The organism is Bacillus cereus group sp. N6 (genome assembly GCF_016483705.1).
GTDB lineage: Bacteria > Bacillota > Bacilli > Bacillales > Bacillaceae_G > Bacillus_A > Bacillus_A wiedmannii.
In genome coordinates this window covers 35,665-60,112 of sequence record NZ_JAEHBI010000028.1, presented here as the reverse complement: position 1 = coordinate 60,112, position 24,448 = coordinate 35,665, and the positions used below count along the sequence as shown (strand labels likewise).

Here is a 24,448-nt window from a genome sequence, read left to right as displayed (position 1 = left end):
CACTGGAAATATGTTACATGATTTTCCGGTGAATTATAATTTTTAAAAGGGGAAAATAGAGTGATGAGTTATAGAAAGTTTTTTAAATATAATAAATTAAATTCTGAAAGAAGAACTAAAGATAATATACATTTATTGTATAAGCGTTTTTTAGATATATTTGTAGAAGAAGACAGGATCAAAATAGTTAATTTTTTGTTGACTTCTTCTAAAATATTAATATTCGTTCCATTAGTGTCCTTCACGATACTATATTTTATTCTAGGATTATTATGCTCATTCCAAGTACTTGAAGGTGTTTTTTTTAGCGGCGTTATAAGTATTCTTCACACAATAATATCAATTGAATCTAAATTTAGATATTCTAGAATTGATTTATTAAAAAAAGATTTGCAATTCGCTTTAAGAATTATTGTGAATGGTAAGGGAGATTATTTTGTAATTCAAAAGATGAGTTTTGAATTACTTAACAGCACATTAATTTATTCCGCATTTCCATATTTTCTATCTGTAATAATTTTATTTTCATTTGTTAATCAGTCAATATGGATTTTATTATTTGGTTTTCTTTTTATTTTATTAAATTATTTGATAGGTTTATCTATGTTAGTAATTAAAATAGTTCCAACTATTAAAAGATACATTCAAGTGTTTTTAACAATAACTATTGCTGGATTTATAATAATTTTAATACAGTATTTTAATTTAAATAGGATACTTACAATCAAAAATCAGATAATAGAAATTTTTTCAACTGACCGAATCTCTAAATTAGATGCACATTTTTGGATATCCATAAGCGTAGTGTCAATGGTAGTAATTTTGCTTTCTTTACTAATCTATTGTGTTTTTAAATATGGAAAAATTATATCTGCAATTTTTATTTCTAAAGAAGGTGGTTTATATAAAAATCACAATAATAAAGTAGTTTATCAACGCTTATTGTTAAGAGGGTTTAGTTTTAAAAATAAGATGCTGTATATAAGGATAGGTAGTTTTATAGCAACATTGTTACTTGTAATTCTTTATCCCATTTTAAACTATTATAGTAGTATCCCGTTAGTTTTAATAATTTTATTTTTATGTTATAGTCCTTCATTGATTAACTTAATGATTACTCATTACATGTATGATGAAATTTTACAAAAACCTGCTATTAATACAACCTTTTATTTTTTAAAAAAATTTCAATGTGAAAAATATCTATACAAGCAAACGATTTTATCGACATTCTCTCAATTAGTTGTTGCAATATTACCTTTCCTGACCACACTCTTATTATATGGATCAATAAATGTATTTGCAGGCGTTATATTTTACACTTTAATATTATTTACTACAGTTATCATTGCAGTTACAAGAGTTTATGATTTAGGGAAATATAGTTTTGAGGAAATAAATATATTAGATCCTTCCATTTTAACATCAAAACCCGCTGAAAATTATATTATTTTTGGAATTCCAATTGTTTATGCTATTCCGTTATTGGCAATAGTTTTGGATGAATACACTCTTTTTTATTTTTATATTAGTACATCCAGTTACTTGTTTTTATTGATCATATATTGTATTGGGAAAATTTATTTATTTCTTTTTAAGGAGAAAAAAAATGTTAAAGATTTGTAAGATGACCAAGACGTATCCAGAAACTAAAATTTTTCAAGATGTCAATTTGGAAATCCCTTTAAAATCTATAGTTACGGTGACCGGGAGGAATGGTATTGGTAAAACAACCTTACTAAACATTTTGGGAGGGATTTCTAATTTTGCAGGGGATGTTATATTGACGGAAGTAAGTCTGAAAAATAATTATAAAGATTATATTAAACTAACAACGGCCATTCCCAATGTCCCATTTTTATATGATTATTTAACGGTGTCAGAAATGATAGACCTAGTTATTTCACTTTCTGGTGTAATTGAAATAACAGCTGAAGAGTATAAAAATAAAATGATAGTTGATTTAGAGTTAAAAGATTTTAACTCTACCCTTATAAAAAATTTATCATTAGGGACAAAACAGAAAGTTGCCTTTATAACTGCATTTTTAAACTCTCCTAAGCTAGTTTTAATAGACGAACCTTTTGTGAATTTTGATAAATCTTCAATGTGTAAAATACTTGATTTCATTAAAAGTTATGTTTTATATACAGGTGCAATTGTGATTTTCTCGACGCATTCAGAAGAAAAAAAGATGAATGAAATAGTTACACACAACATTAAAATAAATGGATTTAAAGATGTTGTTTTATCCAAAGTGGATGGTTGCCATGAAATTTAAAAAGGTTATGACGTGTATATCTATAATAGCTGTAATGTTTTATTGTTTAGGTCTATTTTTTTCGCTGAATGTAGAAAAAGAGGTTACAGATGGGAATTTTGGTTTTACAGAATTACTTATTCATAATTTAACATCTGAAATGTTCTCTATATTGCTTGGAATTATTACGCTGGGTGTTTATTCAATGATGTATCTATTTTTAAATTTTTTTTCTATGGGATCAATAACTAGTTCATTAATGACCGAAAAATCTATTGTCGATGTTTTGAGTCTATTTATTGTGCATGGTATTTTTGAAATCCCTGCTATGATTTTAACGGTAGCATTAGGTAGTTATCTACCTTGGCGAATAATAAGTATGTTTAAAAAGAAAGAAGGATTTATTCTAATTTTAAAACAAATGTTCAAAATTTTAATTTTAATTTTAGTTCTAACAATCGCCGCTGCAATCACAGAAGCTTTTGTTACTCCTAAATTAATTTGAGGTGATGTAAAATGAAAATAGAAAAATTACGTGCAGTTTTTCTACTAGTAGCTTTAATTATATCTTTATTTTTATCATGTTATATACAACTTAGTTATGCTAGTAGCCTTATCCCAGGGTACAATGAGATGATTACAAAATTCAGCAATTATATGGATAATTTTGAATTGCTGATTTTGATAATCGCGTTTATATTCCAATTATTCATAATGCTTGGAACTATCTTGTTAGAAACACTATTAATATATTTAATAATATCTTTTTTTTATAAGAAGAAGTGTCGAATAAAAGAGTGCGGAAGGCCTGTTATGTTGTCAACGCTAGTAGTATTAATAATAAATATGATAATTACAACCGTATTTTTGCCAAAAAATAGTGATATAAATACTTTTAAGAATCTAGGTCTATTCTCACCTGTAAATTATCTTATTAAACCTCTACTACTTTGTTATTTTTTATCTATAAAAACCATTATACCAAATAATTTATTAGAATGGTCAAAGGTAGGGTTTGTCTTTGTGCTATTTACATGCATCCCTGGCTTCATATTAATTTATTTAATATGAAGAATCAATTGTGGATGCGGTATACAAATTTTCTTTTCACTTTAACAAATATATGGAGTTTGCATTGTTCAAGATTTTAGAAAATCACCTTGGTTTATTACACACGAGTTACCAGCTCAATCCATTGAAATATATTTATAGAGAGGGGAATTAGATGATGAAAGGTAAAAAAAATGAACTTTTTCAGGCATTAAAAGAAAGCGGATTTTTTGGTGCGCTTTTTACTATGATTTTTGGAATTGTGATACTTGTATATATACTTATGTCGTAAATTAGGGTTTTATTAATGAAGCTTATGGGGATGTGGAGTAAAAAAGGACTGTTTACCAAATTATTAGTAAACAGCCCTTTTTTACTTCCGTAACAGAATTTATTTGTATTTGTATTTGTATTTATAGTTAATTCATTTGAATACTATCGCAATGAAAAAATAGATTAATGATAATTGTTTTTTTATTTATTTCTTATTGTCTAGGTTCTAGTGTAAAAACTTCAAAGCTTATGTAATGAATCTGCAGGTCTTGGAAATACTGATAGTACTATTATATAAAAGGGAAAGTCAGTAAAGGGGTTTTAAGGAAAGATATCTCTTTACTAACTCAATGAGGTTATGCAATAACTAATATTTGTTTAGTATTAAGCCATTCTAGTTATCTATAATTTACTCATATAATCATATTAAGGAGATTATTTATGTTATTAAACAATGTTCGGACTTCAAATAAAAAAACGAGATGGATTATGGTTAGTGTTTTCACATTATTTTCTATTATTGTAGCAGTTAATATTTTTGTTATGCAAGGGAAGAAGAAAGGTGCAGCAACAACGGCTGATGCTGTAAGTTTTGAGAAAGTGACAGAGCGTAAGTTGAATAATACGAAATTAATTTCTGGTCAGGTGAAGCCTGGGAATATTGAAAGTTTCTATGCGGATCCGGCCAAAGGAAAAGTGAAAGATATTGCGGTAAAAGAAGGGCAAGAGGTAGAAAAGGGAACGAAACTATTCTCTTATGATAATGAAGAAATTAACTTGCAAATGAAGCAAGCTGAGCTTGATCAGAAGATGGCAGATATACGTTATGATCAAGGGAAAAAGAAGATTGATTCGTTGAAGAAAGAAATTAAGAAAGTGAAAGATAGTGGAGCTGGGAAAGAAGTAACAGACCCAATGGAAGAGCAAGTAAGTGAGTTAGAAATGGCACAAAAAACAACTGACCTTGAAAAAGAAAAAGGAAAGTTACAAAAAGAAGAGTTAAGTAAAAAGCAGAAAGAACTTACGATTTATAGTAATTTCACTGGTGTTGTACAGAAGTTAGATAAAGATGCGGCACAAAGTTCATCTCAAGCGTTAGGTGGTCAAGGAAAATCATTCTTACAAGTAGCTTCTAAAGACCCGTTCCAAGTTCAAGGGACTTTAACAGAGCTTCAAAAGTCACAAATTCAAAAAGATCAAACGTTCACTGTAACTGCGAAAGCAAATAATAAGAAAAAGTGGACAGGTAAGATTACGGAAGTAAGTGAATTCCCAACGAGTGCAGAGATGGCTCAAGCTGCTGGTGAGGGGACTCAAAATATGTCTCAATATACATATAAAGCAAGCCTTGATAGCCAAGATGGTTTATCTGCAGGGTACCATGTTTCATTACAAGTAAACTTAGAGAATAAGACGATGATCGCTGTTCCAAGTAAGAGCATTGTAGAAAAAGAAGAAGATGCATTTGTTTATATCGAAGAAAAAGGAAAGCTTCGTAAACAAAATGTGAAAAAAGGTGCTACTGATGGAGATTGGACAGAGATTACTGAAGGCGTAACAGTGGGGCAAAAGGTGGTTAAAAATCCTTCCGACAACGTGTATGACGGAATGGAAGTGAAAGAGAAATGATTACGCTAAATAATATTGCTAAGACGTATTATCAAGGAAAGCTTGCGGTACCGATTTTGCATGGTATTCGTTTAACGATTCAGAGTGGTGAGTTTGTTTCGATTATGGGACCTTCTGGTTCCGGTAAGTCAACGCTTATGAACATTATTGGTTGTTTAGATCGTCCAACAGAAGGCGAATATATGCTGAATGATGTGAATATCTTAACAGCAGACGAGTCAAAGCTCGCTTTAATTCGTAATGAATATATCGGCTTTGTATTCCAGCATTTTAATTTACTGCCGCGTCTCTCTGCGGTGGAAAATGTTGAACTTCCGCTCGTATACGGTGGCGTGAAGAAAGCAGAACGTCGTAAGCGTGCCTTAGAGGCGTTAGGTAAAGTTGGATTAGCGGACCGCGTACATCATTTACCGAATGAATTATCAGGTGGACAGAAGCAACGTGTAGCGATTTCAAGGGCAATTGCGAATAACCCAACGTTCATTATGGCCGATGAGCCGACTGGTGCGCTAGATACGAAGTCTGGTGAGCAAGTTATGGATATTTTTACGAAGCTTAATGCAGAAGGTACGACAATTGTTATGGTTACGCATGAAGAGGAAGTAGCGGCTTATTCGTCTCGCCGCATTGTACTGCGAGACGGGAAAGTTACAGAAGATAGAAGGTGTGCAGTATGAATTTACTAGATAGTATGAAAATTGCCTTATCGTCTATTTTAGCTCATAAACTACGCTCGGTTTTGACGATGATTGGGATTATTATCGGTGTAGGCTCTATTATTACCGTCGTTGCGATTGGGCAAGGCGGGGAAGCTGCACTGAAATCTCAATTTGTTGGGTCAGGTAATCAAACGGTTCCGATTTATTATAGTGCTGATATGAATGATCCTTTTGGTATGGGGATAGTAGAAGCACCGAAGATAACTGAAGAAGATATTTTTGAAATTAAAAAAATTCCAGAAATCTCACAAGTTGTAACAACAAATTCAAGTATGCAACCACTTGATATTGAAGATAAAATAGAAATGGTGAATATTACTGGATTAGACAGTGAGTATTTTTCAGTAAATAAAGTAAAGGTGTTAAAGGGACGTTCTTTACAAGAATCAGATGTGGATCAAGGTAATAACGTTGTTATGATTAGTAAACAAATGGAAGTAAAGGTATTTAAGGATGCCAATCCAGTCGGTAAAATTATTGAAATGAAGGGTCAACCGATGCAAATTATCGGTGTGTATCAATCAGATAAAGAGTTTATGGGAATGGGACCATCAGAAGCACTCGTTCCAATATCATTATGGCCGACACTGTATGGAAAAGATGAAATTCAAGATATTTCTGTTCAAGCAACAAATGTAGATAATCTAGAAAAAGCAGGTAAAAAAGCTGCAGATGTTTTAAATAGTCGCAAACCAAGTGATGCAACTGGTAAATATGAAGTAAAGAATTTAAAAGAGATTCAAGAAGGTATTTCAAAGATGACCGGTATTATGACAATGATTATCGGTGGTATCGCTGGTATTTCACTAGTCGTTGGTGGTATTGGTGTGATGAACATTATGCTCGTATCTGTAACGGAGCGTACACGTGAAATTGGGGTACGTAAAGCACTTGGAGCGACGCGTAGTAAAATTTTATTACAGTTTTTAATTGAAGCTGTTATGTTAACGCTTCTAGGTGGTTTAATCGGAATTGGTCTTGGCTATGGTGGGGCATATATTGTTTCGACATTTGCGAAATGGCCACCGATTGTTTCATGGGAGGTTGTTGTTGGAGGCGTATTGTTTTCAATGACACTCGGTATTATTTTCGGATTAATTCCAGCGAATAAAGCTGCAAAATTAGATCCAATTGAAGCATTGCGTTATGAATAATTAATAGTGTAGTAGAACTACACATTACCGTTCTAGTGGGCGGTTCGTAGCCTCTTGCGAGGAAGTGAACCGCCCGTTAGAACGGGTTATATAAATAGAAGGAGGTGTTATAATGGAAGCTAATTTGAATACGCAAAAAGTTGGCGGAGAAAAGCCATCATTATTTGGAATGATTACTTCTCCGGGTTTACAGTTTGAGCGAATGAAGACGACCGAGAAAGTTTGGGGTATGTTCTTCTTAGTGGCATTGTTACAAGGGCTTGTAGGTGGTTTGACAACTTATGTTGTGAACACGTCACCTGAAATAATTAAAATGCAGAAAGAATTAGGCGAACTTGCTGGTAAGGGTTCAATAACATCAGAAGTTATTTCTGGAATTGGATCTAGTTTTGTTGGGGGCATGATTGGTGCACTATTTGTCGCAGCTATTTATAAAGTATTTATGATGTTCTTTGGAAATGATACATCTTATAAAAAATTATTAATGATTGTTGTATATGCTAATATGGTTCTTATTATTGGTGGACTTATAAATGGTGTAGTAGCTGTAATTTTAGATGGTGGAGCAACTCAGTATACAAGTTTAGGTCCACTATTTAAACAAGGATCACTTGCATATGGAATTGGTAATACAATTGAAATATTCTATATATGGAATTTAGCCTTAACTTGGCTCGGATTACATATTACTTCTGGATTAAGCAAAGTGAAAGTATCCATCCCAATTATGGTTCTATTCATTATTAAAGTGTTCTTTTTAGCGACAATTACTGTATTAATAGCGAAGCTTTTACCAGGTATGCTAATATAAATAAATTATGTTCAGTAAAAGATTTGCAACATTATTAACCGGTTCTTTAATGTACAAGGTGCCGGTTAATTTGTTTTCGGATGATGTTTAAACATATGGTGATCTTGTTGAGAACAAATACTCAAATAATAAATGTATCTTCAAAATAGAACTTGTCCATTAGATTGTTCACAAGCCCATTGAAATAAGCAAATTTACCCTTTTTCATTTTTATCCCAGTTTTAATTTTCATAACAAATTCTTTAATAGCTGTTAATCCAATAGTAAGTTCCTGGTCTTTAGTAAATGCCTTATCACCTGTTGTATGGTTAATAATTTTATTACATTGTCTTACGACTTTCCAAAACTCTTGAATTGTCTTTGAATCACTGTAAAAAGAGCGAACTAAAGAAATAAAACGTTGTGGTACCCAGTGAGCAACAAAATCAGCCTGTTCAATAGTCTCTTCTGGTGTATTGCTATTCTCATTACTATTACGTTTGTTTATATCTTTTATATTTTGTTTTAAGGAAACAGTGATTGTTTTAATGGTAGGACACTTTGTAGGACTTTTTGTATCTACCTTGTTGGACACTTCTTCCACAATCGGTTGAATAATAATAGCGTTAGAAGTTTGTAACATATCCTTTGTACGTTTCATTGCTACTTGTTTAATCATCTCTAGATCCACAAGTTTATTCATTAAACGTTGTACAGTTTTATAGGAAACTTCCATTTTTTCAGCTATTCTATTTTTACATAGGAAACTAACGCCTACATATTTGCAACTGTGGCGCTTTAAAATTTCAAGTAATGTAATGAGTTTAGCTTGTAGGTCAGTGCGCTTAATGGACATACGAATAGTATCTTTATATGCGCGTATAGTTTTGTTCAATTCTTCTAATTCTATAAATGATGATAAGTTACGGAATGCTTCTTCGCTTGCTATAACATCTATGCATTTCTTTTCCATATTATATGTCTCCTTCTCGGAAACAAAAAAGCAACGTCACCAATAATTTGGTAAACGTTGCTTAATAGACCCTGCATGATGTACAATAACTCATGAGAGTATAGCAAGTGTTTACCTGGCGTAATCAGGTTTACGGTATATATAGTGTTGGTCGCACTTTATATACACGCTGTGCTCTTTTGTTTTGTTGTTTTTTGTATATACGTGAACTTTATATGTTTATATTTAAACACAAAAAATCAAGTTATACATAGGCAAACCATTTTCATTGGAAGCTTAAACACATCAATTGTACATCCAAGGGAAGTTTTTAAAGAAGCGTTCCGCCGTGCAGCAGCCTCTATCATATGTCTTCATAACCATCCCTCAGGAGACCCCACGCCGAGCCGAGAAGATATTGAAGTAACAAAACGCTTAGTAGAATGCGGCCGAATTATCGGAATTGAAGTGCTTGACCATATTATAATAGGCGACCATAAATTCGTGAGTTTAAAGGAAAAAGGTCATATTTAAGACTATGCTTTTTACTTATTTTGTTTTATAATGTGATTTATGAGTTTTTTGTAGAAATTTATCTACAAAAAGGATAAAGATATAAAAAACGTACTGTTTTTATAATATAAATTAAGAAAAAATGAGTCCGTGAAAACAAGAAAGGAAGATAAATAATATGTTTGGATTTGGTGGCTTTACTCGCGATCTTGGAATAGACTTAGGAACTGCGAACACGCTTGTATATGTAAAAGGAAAAGGTGTAGTTTTACGTGAACCTTCAGTAGTAGCGTTACAAACTGATACGAAACAAATCGTTGCTGTAGGTAGCGATGCAAAACAAATGATTGGTCGTACACCAGGAAACGTTGTGGCACTTCGCCCGATGAAAGACGGTGTAATTGCTGATTACGAAACGACAGCAACAATGATGAAATATTACATTCAACAAGCTCAAAAATCAAATGGATTCTTCTCACGTAAGCCTTACGTAATGGTATGTGTACCTTCTGGTATTACAGCTGTAGAAAGACGTGCAGTAATCGATGCGACTCGTCAAGCGGGCGCACGTGATGCTTATCCAATCGAAGAACCATTTGCAGCAGCAATTGGTGCAAACTTACCTGTTTGGGAACCAACTGGTAGTATGGTTGTTGATATCGGTGGCGGTACAACAGAAGTTGCGATCATTTCTTTAGGTGGTATTGTAACAAGTCAATCAGTTCGTGTTGCTGGTGATGATATGGACGATTCAATCATTCAGTACATTAAGAAAAGCTACAACTTAATGATTGGTGAAAGAACAGCTGAAGCATTAAAATTAGAAATTGGTTCTGCAGGCGAGCCAGAAGGTATCGAGCCTATGGAAATTCGCGGTCGTGATTTAGTAAGTGGTTTACCAAAAACAGTACTAATTCAACCAGAAGAAATTGCAGATGCATTAAAAGATACAGTAGATGCAATTGTAGAATCTGTTAAAAATACGTTAGAGAAAACTCCACCTGAATTAGCGGCAGATATTATGGACCGTGGTATCGTATTAACAGGCGGCGGAGCATTACTACGTAACTTAGATAAAGTGATTAGTGAAGAAACAAATATGCCAGTTCTTGTTGCAGAAGACCCACTAGATTGCGTAGCGATTGGAACGGGTAAAGCATTAGACAATATCGACCTTTTCAAAACTGCTGCTCGATAATATTGCAAAATAAAAATCAATGAAATTAAGAGGGTGTGAACGTGCCACAGTTTTTCTTAAACAAAAGATTAATTGTTTTGTTAGTTAGTATTATTCTTCTCGTGGCATTGATTGGAATCTCATTGAAAGAACGGAACAGTTTAACATGGCCAGAGCAGTTTGTTAAAGACACTGTCGGTGTTGTAGAACGTGTATTCCAAAAGCCAGCGAAATACGTAGCTGGATTCTTCGAAAATGTAGAGGATGTAAAGCGCACGTATGAAGAGAATAAAGAATTAAAAGCAAAATTAGATAATTATGCAGGTCTATCAGGGAAAGTAAAACAATTAGAAGATGATAACAAGAAGTTACAAGAGTTAACGGGTAAAAAAGAGTTGAATAGCCAATATACTGAAATTCCATCTACTGTTGTTTCTCGTAATCCAGATAAATGGTACGATTTAATCGGAATTGATAAAGGAGCACAGCAAGGAATTAAAAAAGATATGGCTGTAGTAACTTCACAAGGTTTAGTTGGACGAGTGAAAAGTGTATCTCAGTTTACATCATCAGTAGAGTTGCTAAGTTCTATGAGCCGAACAAATCGTGTTTCTGCTATCGTACAAGGTGATGAGAAAATCTTCGGATTGATTGAAGGTTACGACAAAGAAAAGCACTTACTTCTTTTCACAAAGATCGGCTCTGATGCAGACGTGAAAAAAGATCAACTAGTAGTAACATCTGGACTTGGTGATATTTTCCCGAAAGGTCTTGTAATTGGAACAATCGTTGATGTTCAGCCAGATCCATACGGCTTAACAAAAACAGCTTATGTAAAACCGGCCGCTGACTTGAATGACGTAGAGCATATTATGGTTGCTAAACGTGCAACGCCTTCAGCGCCATTAGAATAGGAGGGGGAGAAGAAATGATGAAGATTCTAAAAAGAGCAGCTCTTCCTCTTTTGCTCCTTTTTGTTTTTCTATTTGAAAATATGTTTGCTACTATTGTTCCAACAGAGGTTTTTTGGAAAGACAGTATAGCAGCACCTCATTTCTTTATAATTGTGTTATGTTTTATTACTGTGTACTATAGTCCGGTCCAAGGGATTTATTACGGACTCTTATTTGGTTTCTTATTTGATACCGTATACACAGAACTTGTCGGTATATATATATTTGCGTATCCGATTTTAGCTTATTTAGTTTATAGTGTGATGAAGATACTACAATTGAATTTATTTATTGTTGCTTCTATTGTACTAGCTAGTATTGTAGCACTAGAGTATTATGTGTATGGATTTTTAACTTTGTTAGGACGTACTCATATGTCAGCGTATGTCTTTTTCACAGATCGTCTCCTGTCTACTTTATTGCTAAATGCAATTTTCTTATTGATAGTTTGTTTCCCACTGAGACGATATTTAGTGCGTCTTTCAAAAGCGATGGAAGAAAAAGAAAAAAGGATTTTCTAATTTTATGTCGAATTGAATCGGTGGGGTGAACTTTAGTGGAAGAAAAAAAGCAACAAAATGTAACAATAAAAGGGACAAAAGACGGAATAACGCTTCATTTAGATGATTGTTGTTCATTCTCTGAATTACTGGAGGAACTGGATGAAAAGCTTTCTACACATTACTATGATGGTGATGGGCGCTCTTTAATTGAAGTGCATGTGAAAGTGGGAAATCGTTATTTAACAGAAGTCCAACAAGAAGAGATTCGTACGTTAATTCGTAATAAAAAGAATCTTGTTGTGGATTCAATTGAAAGTGATGTTATAACGAAAGCAGAAGCAATAGCTTGGAAAGAAGAAACAGAAATTGTCCCTATTTCCAAAATTGTTCGCTCTGGACAAGTTTTACATGTAAAAGGAAATTTATTGTTAATTGGAGATGTTAATCCAGGCGGAACGGTTATCGCTGGGGGGAATATTTTTGTCGTAGGATCATTAAGAGGAATTGCGCATGCTGGGTATTATGGGGATTCGGATGCTGTAATCGCTGCATCTGATATGAACCCGATGCAACTTCGAATTAGTGATGTGGCAATGCGGGCTCCGGAAGAGAAAGAAGACGGAGCGGAGGCGGCAGAATGTGCGTATATTAATGAGAACAATCACATTGTTGTCGATCGACTGCAACTTCTCACTCATCTTAGACCTAATTTAACAAAGTTAGAAAGGGGAATTGTATAGCTGTGGGAGAGGCAATAGTAATTACATCTGGAAAAGGCGGAGTAGGTAAAACTACAACGTCTGCGAACATTGGTACAGCCCTGGCGTTATCTGGAAAGAAAGTGTGCTTAATTGACACAGATATCGGTCTTCGAAACTTAGACGTAGTAATGGGGCTGGAAAATCGTATTGTATTTGATCTTGTTGATGTCGTTGAAGGGCGTTGCCGTTTACCTCAGGCGCTTATTAAAGATAAGCGTTTTGATGATCTTTATTTATTACCTGCAGCACAAACGAGTGATAAATCAGCGGTAACACCTGAACAAATGGATGAATTAATACAAGTATTACGTCAAGATTATGATTACATATTAATTGATTGTCCTGCGGGGATTGAGCAGGGATTTAAAAATGCGGTAGCTGGTGCGGATAAAGCAATCGTTGTTACGACGCCAGAAGTATCCTCAATGCGCGATGCGGATCGTATTATCGGGCTTTTAGAAAAAGAGGATATTGAACCACCAAAACTTGTTATTAATCGTGTGCGTAGTCATATGCTTCATGAGCAGGATATGTTAGATGTTGATGAAATCGTACGTACATTGTCAATCGAGCTTCTTGGTGTTGTCGAAGATGATGATGAAGTTATTCGTGCTACAAATACAGGTGAACCTGTAGCGTTGCAACCGAGCGGAAAAGCAGCGTTAGCTTATCGTAATATTGCAAGACGCTTGTTGGGTGAGAATGTACCATTGCAAGCATTTGGACAAGAAAAGGTATCGGTATTTACAAAGATGAAAAACTTCTTTGGAATCCGTTAAAGGCACTTCGCGCATATGCGAAGTGCTTTCTTTTTTCTTCACACGAATATCTTCCTTTCCTAGCTCATACATATGTACAAACTGTATACAACTGTTTCTATGTAAATTAGCTTAACGAAAGAAAGGAGACAGTATGAAGAATAGACGTGTAGAAGAAATTAAAAAACGGATTGCGAAAAGGAAGGCAGAGCAAGAAAGGATGGAGGAAGAGCAGTATTTTGCTGGAGGGAATTTTGATAGTGAAACAGTATTTATTGAAGATGGAGAAAAGGAAATTCATCCTTTATTTCGAAAAGAAGTATTTTTCTTCAAAGTTTTGTTATCAGCAATATTAGTTCTTTCTGTCGCTATTTTATATAAGAATGCACCCTCTTCTTTTGACGGTGCGAAAGCTGTTACAGAAAAAGTGATGAAAGAAGAATTTCAGTTTGCTACTGTAGCGAAATGGTACGAAAAGCAGTTTGGAAAACCACTCGTATTTTATTCACCTACTGAGAAAAAAGAAGGAACTATTCAGCAAAAAGATTATGCCATCCCTGCTTCTGGAAAGGTAATGCAAGGGTTTCAAAAAAATGGCCAAGGTGTATTTGTTCAAACAGCTACAAATGCAACTGTTGAGTCAGTGAATGAAGGGCTAGTTGTTTTTGCAGGTAAGAAAGAGGAACTTGGTAATACGGTTCAAATTCAGCATGCAGATGGAACAGAATCGTGGTATGCGAATTTAAATGACATGACAGTGAAATTGTATGATTACGTTTCAAAGAAACAAAAAATTGGAACGGTGAATAATGATGCAAATAATAAAAATGGTAAGTTTTATTTCGCGATAAAAAAGAATGAAAAATTTATTGACCCGATTCAGGTGATTTCATTTGATTAAATATAGAGAAGTTTTAACGAAGATTTCAGTGCATCCGTTGTTTTGGGTTATTATTGTCATTGGTATTTTTACGGCACGTTTTAAAGAGTTACTACTGTTATTTTGTATCGTTCTTATCCATGAACTTGGGCATGCCTTTGCGGCGGCACACTACAATTGGCGTATTAAAAAGATTCAACTTTTACCGTTTGGTGGTGTGGCTGAGCTTGAGGAACACGGGAATAAGTCATTGAAAGAGGAACTTGTTGTTGTAATTGCAGGGCCTATACAACATATTTGGATGATGATGGTAGGTTATATAGTGTTTGAAGCTGGTTGGCTGGGTGCGGATTTATATTATTTCTTTATATGGAATAATATAATTATTTTAGCATTTAATTTACTACCTATTTGGCCGCTTGACGGTGGAAAAGTATTGTTTAACGTATTATCATATCGTTTTCCTTATTTACAAGCACATGAAAAGATGATGAAATTATCATGTGTTTTTTTTAGTGTAATACTAGTGTGGCAGTTACTTTGGAATAGTAACAATATTATGATGTGGGTACTACTCATATTTTTAGCGGTGTCGTTATATCAAGAGTGGAAACAAAGACAGTATGCCTTTATGCGTTTTTTATTGGAACGTTATTATGGGAACAAAAGAGGAATTGAAAAGATTGCACCTATTGAAGTGCAATCAGAAGATCATTTATATAAGATATTCACAAAATTTCGTAGAGGGTATAAGCACTCTATTATCGTCCATGGAAAATATAAAGAACATTACACATTGGATGAAAATGAATTACTCTATGCGTATTTTACTGAAAAACGAACAACTTCATCTGTTGAAGAATTAATCGGTTAGTGTTGACGATAGCACTAACCTTTTATTATTGTAAAAGCAAAGAAGATTATAAAGTGAGGAAAGAATTTTGAAAACGTTATATATGAACTATGCAGGATCGGAAAAACGCGTTGCAATTGAAGAGAAGAAAAAAATTGTTGAGTTTTTATGGAAACGAAATGAAGAACAAGAGATTGTTGGGCATATTTATGTTGGACGTATCGTAAGAACGATTGCTGGAATGAACGCAGCTTTTGTAAACATCGGTTTAGAAAAACATGCGTACCTTTCATACGATGATGTACCATCTTCTTATCGTATACATGAAGGGCAAGCGGTACTCGTGCAAGTTGTGAAAGAGGCAATTGATACGAAAGGGCCGAAATTGACGGCAAACATAGAATTTACCGGGAAATATGTCGTTTATATGCCATATGATGAAATGCGTGCGATTTCTCGAAAAATAAAAAATAATAAAAGAAGGCAACAGCTACTCCAAATTGAGGTAGAAGGGACAGGAGGTTATATTTTCCGCTCTGCTTCTGAAAAAGGAGAAATTGAAGAAATACAAGCTGAAATGCAAAGGTTACAGCAGTTATATGAAGAGCTAAAAAGAAAAGAGGGGCAAGGAAAGGCACCGTTACTACTTCATCGACCGGCGACCTTTTTAGATCGTGTATTCCAAGAGAATCCGATTGAAACGATTGAAAAAGTAGTTGTAGATACAAGAAGTATAGTAAAAGAATTAGAAGAAAAGGTCGGAAAAGAAAAAGTATCTTTTTATAATGAAAAATCTTCAATGTTTAACCATTTTGGAATAGAGCGTGAGATCGAGAAAGCACTTCAAAAAATTGTGTGGCTCCCGAATGGTGCTTATTTAATTGTGGAACAAATGGAGACGATGACTGTAATTGATGTGAATACGGGCAAGTTTACTGGAAAACAGAATTTACAAGATACAGTCCTTCGTACAAATGAAGTGGCAGCTGAAGAGATTGCACGTCAATTAAGACTGCGTGATATCGGTGGTATGATATTAATTGATTTTATTAATATGAAAAGAAGAGAAGATAAAGAAAAGGTAAGAGAATGTCTGATGGCTGCTATGCAAAATGATCGCACATATACAAGAGTGCTCGGTTTTACAGAGTTAGGGATTTTGGAGATGACACGTAAACGTAAGAAACATTCTTTACGCGACGTATTACTAGAAGAGTGTGTACCTTGCAAAGCGACGGGGTATGTAATGTCATATGAAACAATTGCGTATGAGTTAGAGAGAGAGCTAATCACATATGGAAATATAGAGGATGAGGCAGTATTAATCGCTGCGCCTAAAAATTTACAAAAACAATTTTTGCAAAAAGAATTACAAAAAAATATTCCATTTGAAATTTATTTCAAAGATGATATGATCGAAAAGTACGCAATTATTCGTTTTGGAAGTAAAACAGAAATTGTAGAACGGAAAAAATAGTTAGCAGAACATTTATTGACAACCGTCTATGATTCATGATAACATCTTTATGTTATAGTTTATAGCACCTAAACGGCTATATGCTACAACCGCACAAGACAGGTTCCCTAAAGACATTTATGTCTACCTCGTTTTTGGCGAGTCTTAGTAATTAAGAGGAGGTGCAAGTATGTACGCAATTATCGAAACAGGTGGAAAACAAATTAAAGTTGAAGCTGGTCAAGCAATCTACATTGAAAAATTAGATGTTGAAGCTGGTGAAACTGTTACTTTTGACAAAGTTCTTTTCGTTGGTGGCGAAAACGTTAAAGTTGGTAGCCCAGTTGTAGAAGGTGCAACAGTTACTGCGAAAGTTGAAAAACAAGGTCGCGCTAAGAAAATCATCGTTTTCAAATACAAAGCGAAAAAGAACAATCGTAAGAAACAAGGTCATCGTCAACCTTACACTAAGCTAGTTGTTGAAGCTATCAACGCTTAATCCAGGTTAACATGATTAAAATTACGATAAGTCGCACGAAATTAGGAAGTATCCAATCATTTAAAATGACTGGACATGCCGATTATGCGCCACATGGACAAGATCTTGTCTGTGCTGGAACTACAGCGGTTGTGTTTGGTTCTATAAATGCAGTGGAAGAACTTTGTAATGTGCAGGCAACTATTGAACTCGGAAGTGATGGCGGATTCTTAACGTATGAATTGCCTAATGATTTAGACGTTCATGCAGCAGAAAAAGCACAAACGCTTTTAGAAGGATTGGTTGTTTCGCTTAAGACGATCGAACTTGATTACGGAAAGTATATCCGTTTAATAGAAAAAGTGCAGGAGGTGTAACGTATGTTAAGATTAGATCTTCAGTTTTTCGCATCTAAGAAAGGTGTAGGTAGTACAAAGAACGGTCGTGACTCTCAGTCAAAACGTCTTGGTGCTAAACGCGCAGATGGTCAAACGGTTTCAGGTGGTTCAATTCTTTACCGTCAACGCGGTACAAAAATTTATCCAGGTGTTAACGTTGGTCGTGGTGGCGATGACACTTTATACGCGAAAGTTGACGGCGTAGTACGCTTTGAGCGTCTTGGCCGTGACCGCAAACAAGTGAGCGTATATCCTGTTGCTCAAGAAGCATAAGAACTCACGGAAAACTCTAACCTGAGTGCAGGTTAGAGTTTTTCTATATTAAGGGGTATCTAAATGAATGAAAAATGGACAATTATAGATGCATTGCGTCATTCAAGACATGATTGGCTCAATCGTATGCAGATGGTGAAAGGAAACCTTTCCCTTGGAAAAGTGGAAGAGATTCATAGTCTCATCGATCGTTTTGTCCAAGAAGCGAGACAAGAATCCAATCTGATAGGGCTATCAATGCCTTTATTTTCAGAGTGGATTTTAACATATAATTGGAAACAGCAGCCGTGCTTATTGGAGTACGAAGTATTAGGGAAATTACATAACTTATCTCACTTAGATGAGACTGTATGTATATGGACGAATCAATTTTTCTCAATACTTCAGCATAGTTTAGACGTATATGTTGAAAATTATGTTTGTATCACAATTGAATGTGACGCGGAGAATGCTCGTTTCTTTTTTGATTTTCGTGGTAAGCTAACGAGTGTAGAAGAACTACAGAATTGGCTTGCGAACCAAAACAATAAATGGTATTCCATTTCTTATACAGTACGAGACGAAGAAGTCTCAGTTATATTACAACCAATCGAAAAAAGTGTGGTGAAATAATGTTTGTAGATCAGGTCAAGATATATGTAAAAGGCGGCGACGGTGGTAACGGAATGGTTGCGTATCGTCGTGAGAAGTATGTACCTAAAGGTGGCCCAGCAGGTGGCGACGGTGGTAAAGGTGCAGATGTTGTTTTTGTTGTTGAGGAAGGCTTACGTACATTAATGGACTTCCGCTACCAACGTCATTTCAAAGCTGATCGTGGTCAGCATGGAATGAGTAAAGGTCAGCATGGTCGTAAATCTGAAGATTTAATCGTAAAGGTTCCACCGGGAACAATAGTAAAAGATGAAAAAACAGGTGAAATTCTTGCCGATTTAGTAACGCATGGACAAACAGCTGTAATCGCAAAGGGTGGCCGCGGTGGTCGTGGTAACTCACGTTTCGCAACACCGACGAACCCAGCGCCAGAAATCGCTGAGAACGGTGAACCAGGTCAAGAACGTGATGTCACGCTAGAACTTAAAGTGCTAGCAGATGTTGGACTTATTGGATTCCCAAGTGTAGGTAAATCTACATTATTATCTGTTGTATCATCAGCGCGTCCGAAAATTGCAGAGTATCACTTTACAACAATCGTTCCGAATCTTGGTGTTGTTGAAACTGGTGATAACCGCAGCTTCGTTATGGCTGACCTTCCTGGACTAATTGAAGGTGCACATGCCGGCGTCGGACTTGGACACCAATTCTTACGTCATATTGAGCGTACACGTGTAATCGTGCACGTTATCGATATGTCTGGTTTAGAAGGCCGTGAGCCATATGAAGATTATGTAACAATCAATAGTGAACTAAAAGAATACAATATGCGTTTAACTGAGCGTCCACAAGTTGTTGTTGCAAACAAAATGGATATGCCAGGTGCAGAAGAAAACTTACAAGCATTTAAAGAAAAATTGGGAGACGAAGTGAAAATTTTCCCAATCTCAGCTGTAACGAAACAAGGTGTACGTGACTTACTATTTGAAGTAGCGAACTTATTAGAAACAACACCAGAATTCCCAATGTACGATGATGTAGAAGAATCTGAAGCAAGTGTAATGTACAAATTTGAATCTGAATCTAATTTTGAAATTACACGCGAAAGTGATGGCACATTTGTTATTTCTGGTTATGATATTGAGAAAACATTCAAAATGACAGACTTCTCACGTGATGAATCTGTACGCCGATTTGCTCGTCAAATGCGTGGAATGGGTATTGATGAAGCCCTTCGTGCACGTGGTGCAGTAGACGGAGATATTGTAAAAATTCTTGAATATCAATTTGAATTTATCGATTAAGACTGCCGAAATATGGCAGTTTTTTTTTATTGTAAATGTCTGATTCATATAGGAAAAAATACCCACTAATTAAATTTTCAATTTATAATAGAACAAGGAGTGGCTTTGGAAGAATTTTTTATGGGGAGAAAACGAACATGTATAAAATATTAATTGTAGAAGACGATGAAAAAATAGCGGGAATATTAGAGGAGCATTTAGAAAGGTATGGCTATCAATCATTTAGAGCAAGTGATTTACGTCATATAAAAGATGAGTTCGTGAAAATAAATCCTCATCTCGTATTACTGGATATTAATTTACCATATTTTGATGGTTTTTATTGGTGTCGTCAAATTCGTACTGTATCGAATGCGCCGATTATTTTTGTTTCTGCAAGAACAGGGGAAATGGATCAAGTAATGGCGATCGAGAATGGCGGAGATGATTACATTACGAAGCCATTCCATTTAGATATTGTAATGGCTAAGGTGAAAAGTGCACTTCGCCGTGGCTATGGTGAGTATGCCTCTGTTGCTGAGAGTGATTGTTTAGGTGTAAATGGACTGTTGTTATTTCCGTCCCAGCACATTGTTGAGTGGCAGGGGCAACAAACGGAGCTGACAAAAAATGAATTTTACTTATTAGAATGTTTAATGAAACAAGCAAATCAATATGTAACGCGTGAAGAACTGTTAGAAGCCCTGTGGGACGAGGTAGCTTTTGTTGATGATAATACATTAACCGTAAATGTAAAACGCGTAAGGAAGAAACTAGAGGAGCTAGGCATTCAAAATGCGATTGTAACGAAACGCGGATATGGTTATGCGCTTCTTACAGAGTGGGGCGAAGGGCATGAAGGTTAAAAATTACCTCATGGACCGTTTTTCTTTACTTCTTTCTTATATTATTAGCCTTTGTTTATTTGGGCTCGTTTTGCAGTTGCAAAGTCTTTTAGAAAAAAGATCCATTGATTGGAGTACGTGGTTATATGGGCTTTTATTAGGGACAGTTGTATTTACTGTATACCTCATTTACGATTATCGAAAACGAAGTGTATTTTTAAAAAGAATCGAAAAATATGTTGCTAGCGGAAATACATTACACGACTCTTTACTTATTGATACTTCTTATACGTCAGAGCAAGAGATGGTTGTTGAATCGTTTACGCTATTAAGACAGCAATATATGAATGAAGTTCATAAACAACATGCGAAAGAACAACAGCAAATGATATTTATGAACCAATGGATTCATCAAATGAAAACACCAGTATCGGTTATAGAATTGCTATTGCAAAAGTTTGGTAAAGAGCATCGTGAAGCAAGAGCAACAGTTGAAAGTATTCGTGAAGAAAATAATCGTATACTAAATGGTTTAGATTTAGCGTTACATATGGCAAGGTTAGAGCAATTTGCGAAAGATTATAAAGTAGAAGTAGTAAATGTGATAGATATCATCAGGGGTATTATTAATGAAAATCGAAAATCTTTCATTCAATCGTCGGTATTTCCGAAAGTAATGTTTGATGAAGATACTTGTATGGTTGCATCTGATAGAAAATGGCTAAGTATTGCTATAGGGCAAATTGTTGTAAATGCAATTAAGTATACGAAAATTTCAGAAGCAGAGAAAAAGGAAATTCAATTTCAAATTGAAGAGAAAGATCAAAAGGTGTTACTACATATTAAGGACAATGGAATTGGTATTCCAGAGCAAGATGTAAAACGTATATTTGATCCATTCTTTACGGGAATAAATGGCCGTAAAACGAGAGAAGCGACTGGAATGGGTTTATATATTACGAAGGAAATTTGCGATAATTTACATCATGGAATGTATGTGCAATCGGCTGAAGGGGAAGGGACAACATTCACGTTCCAATTTGCAAAAGATGAAGAATATCATACATTAATGAGAAAAATGACAAAACTGTAAGATAACAAAACGTTTTGTAAGGGAAATCACTCGTTTCTTTTTCTTATTTTTCTTATAGTAAGTGTAAGAAGAAAACACATAGGGGGACTAGAAATGAGTGTTCTTGAAGTAAAAGGATTAACAAAAGTGTACCAATCAAAAGGTTCAGTAGCGACGACTGCTTTAAACGATATAAATTTTAAAATAGAAGAAGGCGAATTTGTAGGAATTATGGGGCCTTCAGGGAGCGGGAAAACAACGCTTTTAAACTTATTAGCAACAATTGATAAGCAAACTTCAGGTCATGTGCTTGTAAATGGTGAAGAAATTAATCAAATGCGTGCTGCAAAATTAGCGGAGTTTCGTCGTACACATTTAGGATTCATCTTCCAGGATTTTAACTTACTTGATACGTTATCGATTAAAGAAAATATCATTTTACCACTTGTAATGGCGAAGAAATCTGTAAATGAAATCGATGCGAAAGTGCTTGAGATTGCAAAGTTTTTAAACATCGAAGAAATTTTAAATAAAAAAGTATATGAAGTGTCAGGCGGACAACAACAACGTGCAGCAGCAGCGAGAGCGATCATTCATGAACCTACGCTAATTTTAGCGGATGAGCCAACTGGAAACTTAGATTCGAAGTCAGCAAAATCATTAATGAGTGCATTGCAAGATTTACATGAACAAAAGAAAGTGACAATTGCAATGGTAACGCATGATCCAGTAGCAGCGAGTTATTGCGAACGTATTCTTTTCATTCGCGACGGAGAAATTTTCTCAGAAATACATAAAGGAAGAACGAAACAAGCCTTTTTCCAAGAAATTCTGGACGTACTTGCGATGCTAGGAGGAGAATATCATGAACTTTCGCCAGCTCGCGCTTAATAACGTAAAAGGAAATTGGCGTAATTATAAAGCTTTCCTTATTAGTAGCTGTTTATCGATTGTCGTATTTTTCATGTATGCTTCCTTTATTTATCATCCAGATGTCGTAAGTGGTAATATTAGTATGAGAGAGATGATTTCAAAAGGGCTAGAATCGATGAATTATATTGTAGTCATCTTCTCAGCACTCTTTATTTTATATGCAAATTCAACATTTTTACGAGCAAGAAAAAAAGAGTTTGGTCTATTAACATTAATAGGTGGAACAAAATCTCAACTTGGCCGAATGATTATATTAGAACAGCTTATGTTAGGTAGTATTGCAATTGTAGTAGGTATTGGGCTTGGTATGCTTTGTTCGAAATTATTTTTCCAAGCATTAAGCGTAATATTGAAAATAGATAAAACACTTCCACTCGTATGGAATAGTAAAGCAATTCTTATTACAGCAGGTGTATACTTTATTCTATTTTTAATCCTATCATTGTTTAGTGTTTGGACAGTAGGACGCTTGCAAATTATTGATTTATTAAGAGAAGCAAGAAAACAAAAAGTAGAACCTTTTGCATTTACATCGTTATGTGTAGTTGGTATAGGATGTATTATTGTTGCATATGTACTTAGCTTCCAAGTGACATTTATGAATTTTATCATTCTGTTTTTACCGATTGTAGGGCTGACGATAGGCGGAACTTATTTACTGTTTACACAAGGTAGTACAGTCGTATTAAAAGCATTGCAAAAAAGAAAAAAATCTTTTTATACATACCCAAATATGTTCGTACTTAGCAATCTTATTTATAAAATGAAAGATAACGCTCGTTTTCTATTTGTAATTTCTATTATTACGGCGGTTGTATCTTCAGCAGTTGGTACACTGTACGTATTTTTTGAGGATATGAGTTATAAGGCAGCAACTAGTACCCCGCATGCTATTTCGTATGAGGAAAAGGGAATAAATACGCATAATGTCATAAAAGAAGGAAAAGCAAAAGAATTAATAAAAAAACACGGATTTGAAGATGCGCGAGAAGTAACGTACGTAAAACTTCCTGGAAGTCAAAAAATCACGATGTTTAACGGTGAACATGAAGTGCCAATGGCGATTGTTTCAGAAAAAGAATATAACGCTGAAGTACGTAAACAAAAGAGAGAGCAAGTTAGAGAAGTTCATAATGCACCAGGTAGTGCAACGATGGTCATAATGGATATAGCGAACGACATGATGAAGATAGATCGTTCAAAACCGTATGAATTTAAAATGAACGGCCAAACGCAGTCTGTTCAATTAAATGAGCCAACTCCATTTTCTGTTTTTAATGATAGTGAATATCTCATTGTGAATGATCAAGATTTTGAGAAATACGCAAAGCTTGTACCAAATGAAGAAAAGACGAAATATTACGGTTATTATATAGAAGACTGGAAAAGTACGGAAGACCTTGTGTTAGATTTGAAAAATGAAATTGCACCAGATAAGCAAATGGAACTAAACAACTCAGTGCTTGCTTATAAAGATATAAGGGAATCAGGAGCAATTACGATGTTTATCGGTTTCTTCGTAGCTGTGCTGTTCTTTTTCTTCGCTTGTAGTATGACATACTTTAAATGGTTTAACGATAAAGAACAAGATCGTATTCAATTTAAATCGTTAAAGAGAATCGGTATGACAGATAAAGAAATTCGCAAAATTGCAATTCGACAAATGGGCGTTATCTTCTTTATCCCAATTTTAATCGGTGCAATTCATAGTGGATTTGCTCTTCATACGTTAGGGAAAATGCTTTATATCGATTTGTGGAAATCAGGAGCGATTGTAATTGGGGCATACGTTGTAGCTTCTGCGATTTACTTTATAATCGCGCAAAGAGGATATTTGAAACATGTGCAAAGCTAGAGAAATCTCTAGCTTTTTGCCTATGTAGTAAGTTATAGG

25 protein-coding genes, 1 pseudogene and 1 other annotated feature are annotated in these 24,448 nt (G+C 34.7%); of the genes and pseudogenes, 25 read left to right on the top strand and 1 reads right to left on the bottom strand.

What is annotated here, in order from left to right:
- Nucleotides 1–60 precede the first annotated feature (60 nt).
- The 7 genes from JDS99_RS19135 (at nt 61) to yknW (ending at nt 7,896) form a co-directional block, all read left to right on the top strand.
- Nucleotides 61–1,626 (top strand): hypothetical protein, encoded by a 1,566-nt coding sequence (locus JDS99_RS19135; protein ID WP_199695515.1) that lies wholly within the window; start codon nt 61–63, stop codon nt 1,624–1,626.
- Nucleotides 1,610–2,281: an ATP-binding cassette domain-containing protein gene (locus tag JDS99_RS19130; protein ID WP_199695514.1), complete on the top strand. Its 672-nt coding sequence runs from the start codon at nt 1,610–1,612 to the stop codon at nt 2,279–2,281. The genes JDS99_RS19135 and JDS99_RS19130 overlap by 17 nt, the downstream gene beginning before the upstream one ends.
- Nucleotides 2,271–2,765: a stage II sporulation protein M gene (locus tag JDS99_RS19125; protein ID WP_199695513.1), complete on the top strand. Its 495-nt coding sequence runs from the start codon at nt 2,271–2,273 to the stop codon at nt 2,763–2,765. Before JDS99_RS19130 ends, JDS99_RS19125 begins: the two co-directional genes overlap by 11 nt.
- A 1,259-nt stretch (nt 2,766–4,024) precedes the next feature.
- Nucleotides 4,025–5,212 carry an efflux RND transporter periplasmic adaptor subunit gene (locus JDS99_RS19120; protein WP_199695512.1) on the top strand — a complete coding sequence of 396 codons (1,188 nt, stop codon included), beginning with the start codon at nt 4,025–4,027 and terminating at the stop codon, nt 5,210–5,212.
- The gene (locus JDS99_RS19115) at nt 5,209–5,889 is read left to right on the top strand and encodes an ABC transporter ATP-binding protein (RefSeq protein ID WP_199695511.1); all 681 of its coding nucleotides are present in this window, start codon (nt 5,209–5,211) and stop codon (nt 5,887–5,889) included. Before JDS99_RS19120 ends, JDS99_RS19115 begins: the two co-directional genes overlap by 4 nt.
- Nucleotides 5,886–7,085 carry an ABC transporter permease gene (locus tag JDS99_RS19110; RefSeq protein WP_199695510.1) on the top strand — a complete coding sequence of 400 codons (1,200 nt, stop codon included), beginning with the start codon at nt 5,886–5,888 and terminating at the stop codon, nt 7,083–7,085. Before JDS99_RS19115 ends, JDS99_RS19110 begins: the two co-directional genes overlap by 4 nt.
- Before the next feature lie 112 nt (nt 7,086–7,197).
- Nucleotides 7,198–7,896, top strand: coding sequence for a YknW family membrane protein (gene yknW / locus JDS99_RS19105; RefSeq protein ID WP_199695509.1), 699 nt, complete (start codon nt 7,198–7,200; stop codon nt 7,894–7,896).
- Nucleotides 7,897–8,017: 121 nt separating this feature from the next.
- Here the strand turns inward: yknW and JDS99_RS19100 are convergent, their stop codons facing one another.
- The gene (locus JDS99_RS19100) at nt 8,018–8,848 is read right to left on the bottom strand and encodes a helix-turn-helix domain-containing protein (RefSeq protein WP_199695508.1); all 831 of its coding nucleotides are present in this window, start codon (nt 8,846–8,848) and stop codon (nt 8,018–8,020) included.
- A gap of 210 nt (nt 8,849–9,058) precedes the next feature.
- On the opposite strand from JDS99_RS19100, the pseudogene radC reads away from it, so the two are divergent.
- The 18 genes and pseudogenes from radC to JDS99_RS19010 all read left to right on the top strand — a co-directional run.
- Nucleotides 9,059–9,361 (top strand): annotated as a pseudogene (gene radC, locus JDS99_RS19095) (DNA repair protein RadC); the annotation flags it as partial.
- Between the two features lie 157 nt (nt 9,362–9,518).
- Nucleotides 9,519–10,538 carry a cell shape-determining protein MreB gene (gene mreB, locus JDS99_RS19090; RefSeq protein WP_000466737.1) on the top strand — a complete coding sequence of 340 codons (1,020 nt, stop codon included), beginning with the start codon at nt 9,519–9,521 and terminating at the stop codon, nt 10,536–10,538.
- 41 nt (nt 10,539–10,579) lie between these two features.
- A complete protein-coding gene (gene mreC / locus JDS99_RS19085; protein ID WP_088064479.1) occupies nt 10,580–11,431 on the top strand; it encodes a rod shape-determining protein MreC in 852 nt (283 codons plus the stop codon).
- 14 nt (nt 11,432–11,445) lie between these two features.
- Nucleotides 11,446–11,991, top strand: coding sequence for a rod shape-determining protein MreD (gene mreD / locus JDS99_RS19080; RefSeq protein WP_000975757.1), 546 nt, complete (start codon nt 11,446–11,448; stop codon nt 11,989–11,991).
- Between the two features lie 35 nt (nt 11,992–12,026).
- The gene (minC, locus tag JDS99_RS19075; RefSeq protein ID WP_000391511.1) at nt 12,027–12,713 is read left to right on the top strand and encodes a septum site-determining protein MinC; all 687 of its coding nucleotides are present in this window, start codon (nt 12,027–12,029) and stop codon (nt 12,711–12,713) included.
- Nucleotides 12,714–12,715: 2 nt separating this feature from the next.
- Complete coding sequence (gene minD, locus JDS99_RS19070; RefSeq protein WP_000503312.1) at nt 12,716–13,513, top strand: septum site-determining protein MinD; 798 nt, start codon at nt 12,716–12,718, stop codon at nt 13,511–13,513.
- Between the two features lie 133 nt (nt 13,514–13,646).
- The gene (gene spoIVFA, locus JDS99_RS19065) at nt 13,647–14,393 is read left to right on the top strand and encodes a stage IV sporulation protein SpoIVFA (RefSeq protein ID WP_097889237.1); all 747 of its coding nucleotides are present in this window, start codon (nt 13,647–13,649) and stop codon (nt 14,391–14,393) included.
- On the top strand, nt 14,386–15,246 hold the full coding sequence (gene spoIVFB, locus JDS99_RS19060) for a stage IV sporulation intramembrane metalloprotease SpoIVFB (RefSeq protein WP_199695506.1): 861 nt from the start codon (nt 14,386–14,388) through the stop codon (nt 15,244–15,246). Before spoIVFA ends, spoIVFB begins: the two co-directional genes overlap by 8 nt.
- A gap of 67 nt (nt 15,247–15,313) precedes the next feature.
- Nucleotides 15,314–16,702 carry an Rne/Rng family ribonuclease gene (locus JDS99_RS19055; protein ID WP_088064476.1) on the top strand — a complete coding sequence of 463 codons (1,389 nt, stop codon included), beginning with the start codon at nt 15,314–15,316 and terminating at the stop codon, nt 16,700–16,702.
- Between the two features lie 77 nt (nt 16,703–16,779).
- Nucleotides 16,780–16,857, top strand: a sequence feature (ribosomal protein L21 leader region).
- Between the two features lie 14 nt (nt 16,858–16,871).
- A complete protein-coding gene (gene rplU, locus JDS99_RS19050; protein WP_000270907.1) occupies nt 16,872–17,180 on the top strand; it encodes a 50S ribosomal protein L21 in 309 nt (102 codons plus the stop codon).
- Between the two features lie 11 nt (nt 17,181–17,191).
- A complete protein-coding gene (locus JDS99_RS19045; protein WP_001973720.1) occupies nt 17,192–17,536 on the top strand; it encodes a ribosomal-processing cysteine protease Prp in 345 nt (114 codons plus the stop codon).
- Nucleotides 17,537–17,539: 3 nt separating this feature from the next.
- A complete protein-coding gene (gene rpmA / locus JDS99_RS19040; protein WP_000944957.1) occupies nt 17,540–17,830 on the top strand; it encodes a 50S ribosomal protein L27 in 291 nt (96 codons plus the stop codon).
- 63 nt (nt 17,831–17,893) lie between these two features.
- Nucleotides 17,894–18,442 carry a sporulation initiation phosphotransferase B gene (locus JDS99_RS19035; protein WP_001003578.1) on the top strand — a complete coding sequence of 183 codons (549 nt, stop codon included), beginning with the start codon at nt 17,894–17,896 and terminating at the stop codon, nt 18,440–18,442.
- Nucleotides 18,442–19,725 (top strand): GTPase ObgE, encoded by a 1,284-nt coding sequence (gene obgE / locus JDS99_RS19030; RefSeq protein WP_199695505.1) that lies wholly within the window; start codon nt 18,442–18,444, stop codon nt 19,723–19,725. Before JDS99_RS19035 ends, obgE begins: the two co-directional genes overlap by 1 nt.
- 137 nt (nt 19,726–19,862) lie before the next feature.
- Nucleotides 19,863–20,570, top strand: a complete 708-nt coding sequence (locus JDS99_RS19025) for a response regulator transcription factor (RefSeq protein WP_000276710.1) — start codon at nt 19,863–19,865, stop codon at nt 20,568–20,570.
- Nucleotides 20,560–21,642: a HAMP domain-containing histidine kinase gene (locus JDS99_RS19020; protein WP_046956287.1), complete on the top strand. Its 1,083-nt coding sequence runs from the start codon at nt 20,560–20,562 to the stop codon at nt 21,640–21,642. The genes JDS99_RS19025 and JDS99_RS19020 overlap by 11 nt, the downstream gene beginning before the upstream one ends.
- Nucleotides 21,643–21,735: 93 nt before the next feature.
- Complete coding sequence (locus tag JDS99_RS19015) at nt 21,736–22,512, top strand: ABC transporter ATP-binding protein (protein WP_000114530.1); 777 nt, start codon at nt 21,736–21,738, stop codon at nt 22,510–22,512.
- Nucleotides 22,487–24,409, top strand: a complete 1,923-nt coding sequence (locus JDS99_RS19010) for an ABC transporter permease (protein ID WP_199695504.1) — start codon at nt 22,487–22,489, stop codon at nt 24,407–24,409. Before JDS99_RS19015 ends, JDS99_RS19010 begins: the two co-directional genes overlap by 26 nt.
- The last annotated feature ends 39 nt before the right edge of the window (nt 24,410–24,448 follow it).

Excerpts from the sequence above, each read along its gene's own strand:
- JDS99_RS19130 (WP_199695514.1), top strand. The coding sequence starts at position 1,610 with ATGTTAAAGATTTGTAAGATGACCAAGACGTATCCAGAAACTAAAATT.
- JDS99_RS19125 (WP_199695513.1), top strand. The coding sequence starts at position 2,271 with ATGAAATTTAAAAAGGTTATGACGTGTATATCTATAATAGCTGTAATG.
- JDS99_RS19120 (WP_199695512.1), top strand. The coding sequence starts at position 4,025 with ATGTTATTAAACAATGTTCGGACTTCAAATAAAAAAACGAGATGGATT.
- JDS99_RS19115 (WP_199695511.1), top strand. The coding sequence starts at position 5,209 with ATGATTACGCTAAATAATATTGCTAAGACGTATTATCAAGGAAAGCTT.
- JDS99_RS19110 (WP_199695510.1), top strand. The coding sequence starts at position 5,886 with ATGAATTTACTAGATAGTATGAAAATTGCCTTATCGTCTATTTTAGCT.
- yknW (WP_199695509.1), top strand. The coding sequence starts at position 7,198 with ATGGAAGCTAATTTGAATACGCAAAAAGTTGGCGGAGAAAAGCCATCA.
- JDS99_RS19100 (WP_199695508.1), bottom strand. The coding sequence starts at position 8,848 with ATGGAAAAGAAATGCATAGATGTTATAGCAAGCGAAGAAGCATTCCGT.
- mreB (WP_000466737.1), top strand. The coding sequence starts at position 9,519 with ATGTTTGGATTTGGTGGCTTTACTCGCGATCTTGGAATAGACTTAGGA.
- mreD (WP_000975757.1), top strand. The coding sequence starts at position 11,446 with ATGATGAAGATTCTAAAAAGAGCAGCTCTTCCTCTTTTGCTCCTTTTT.
- spoIVFA (WP_097889237.1), top strand. The coding sequence starts at position 13,647 with ATGAAGAATAGACGTGTAGAAGAAATTAAAAAACGGATTGCGAAAAGG.
- rplU (WP_000270907.1), top strand. The coding sequence starts at position 16,872 with ATGTACGCAATTATCGAAACAGGTGGAAAACAAATTAAAGTTGAAGCT.
- JDS99_RS19045 (WP_001973720.1), top strand. The coding sequence starts at position 17,192 with ATGATTAAAATTACGATAAGTCGCACGAAATTAGGAAGTATCCAATCA.
- rpmA (WP_000944957.1), top strand. The coding sequence starts at position 17,540 with ATGTTAAGATTAGATCTTCAGTTTTTCGCATCTAAGAAAGGTGTAGGT.
- JDS99_RS19035 (WP_001003578.1), top strand. The coding sequence starts at position 17,894 with ATGAATGAAAAATGGACAATTATAGATGCATTGCGTCATTCAAGACAT.
- obgE (WP_199695505.1), top strand. The coding sequence starts at position 18,442 with ATGTTTGTAGATCAGGTCAAGATATATGTAAAAGGCGGCGACGGTGGT.
- JDS99_RS19025 (WP_000276710.1), top strand. The coding sequence starts at position 19,863 with ATGTATAAAATATTAATTGTAGAAGACGATGAAAAAATAGCGGGAATA.
- JDS99_RS19020 (WP_046956287.1), top strand. The coding sequence starts at position 20,560 with ATGAAGGTTAAAAATTACCTCATGGACCGTTTTTCTTTACTTCTTTCT.
- JDS99_RS19015 (WP_000114530.1), top strand. The coding sequence starts at position 21,736 with ATGAGTGTTCTTGAAGTAAAAGGATTAACAAAAGTGTACCAATCAAAA.
- JDS99_RS19010 (WP_199695504.1), top strand. The coding sequence starts at position 22,487 with ATGAACTTTCGCCAGCTCGCGCTTAATAACGTAAAAGGAAATTGGCGT.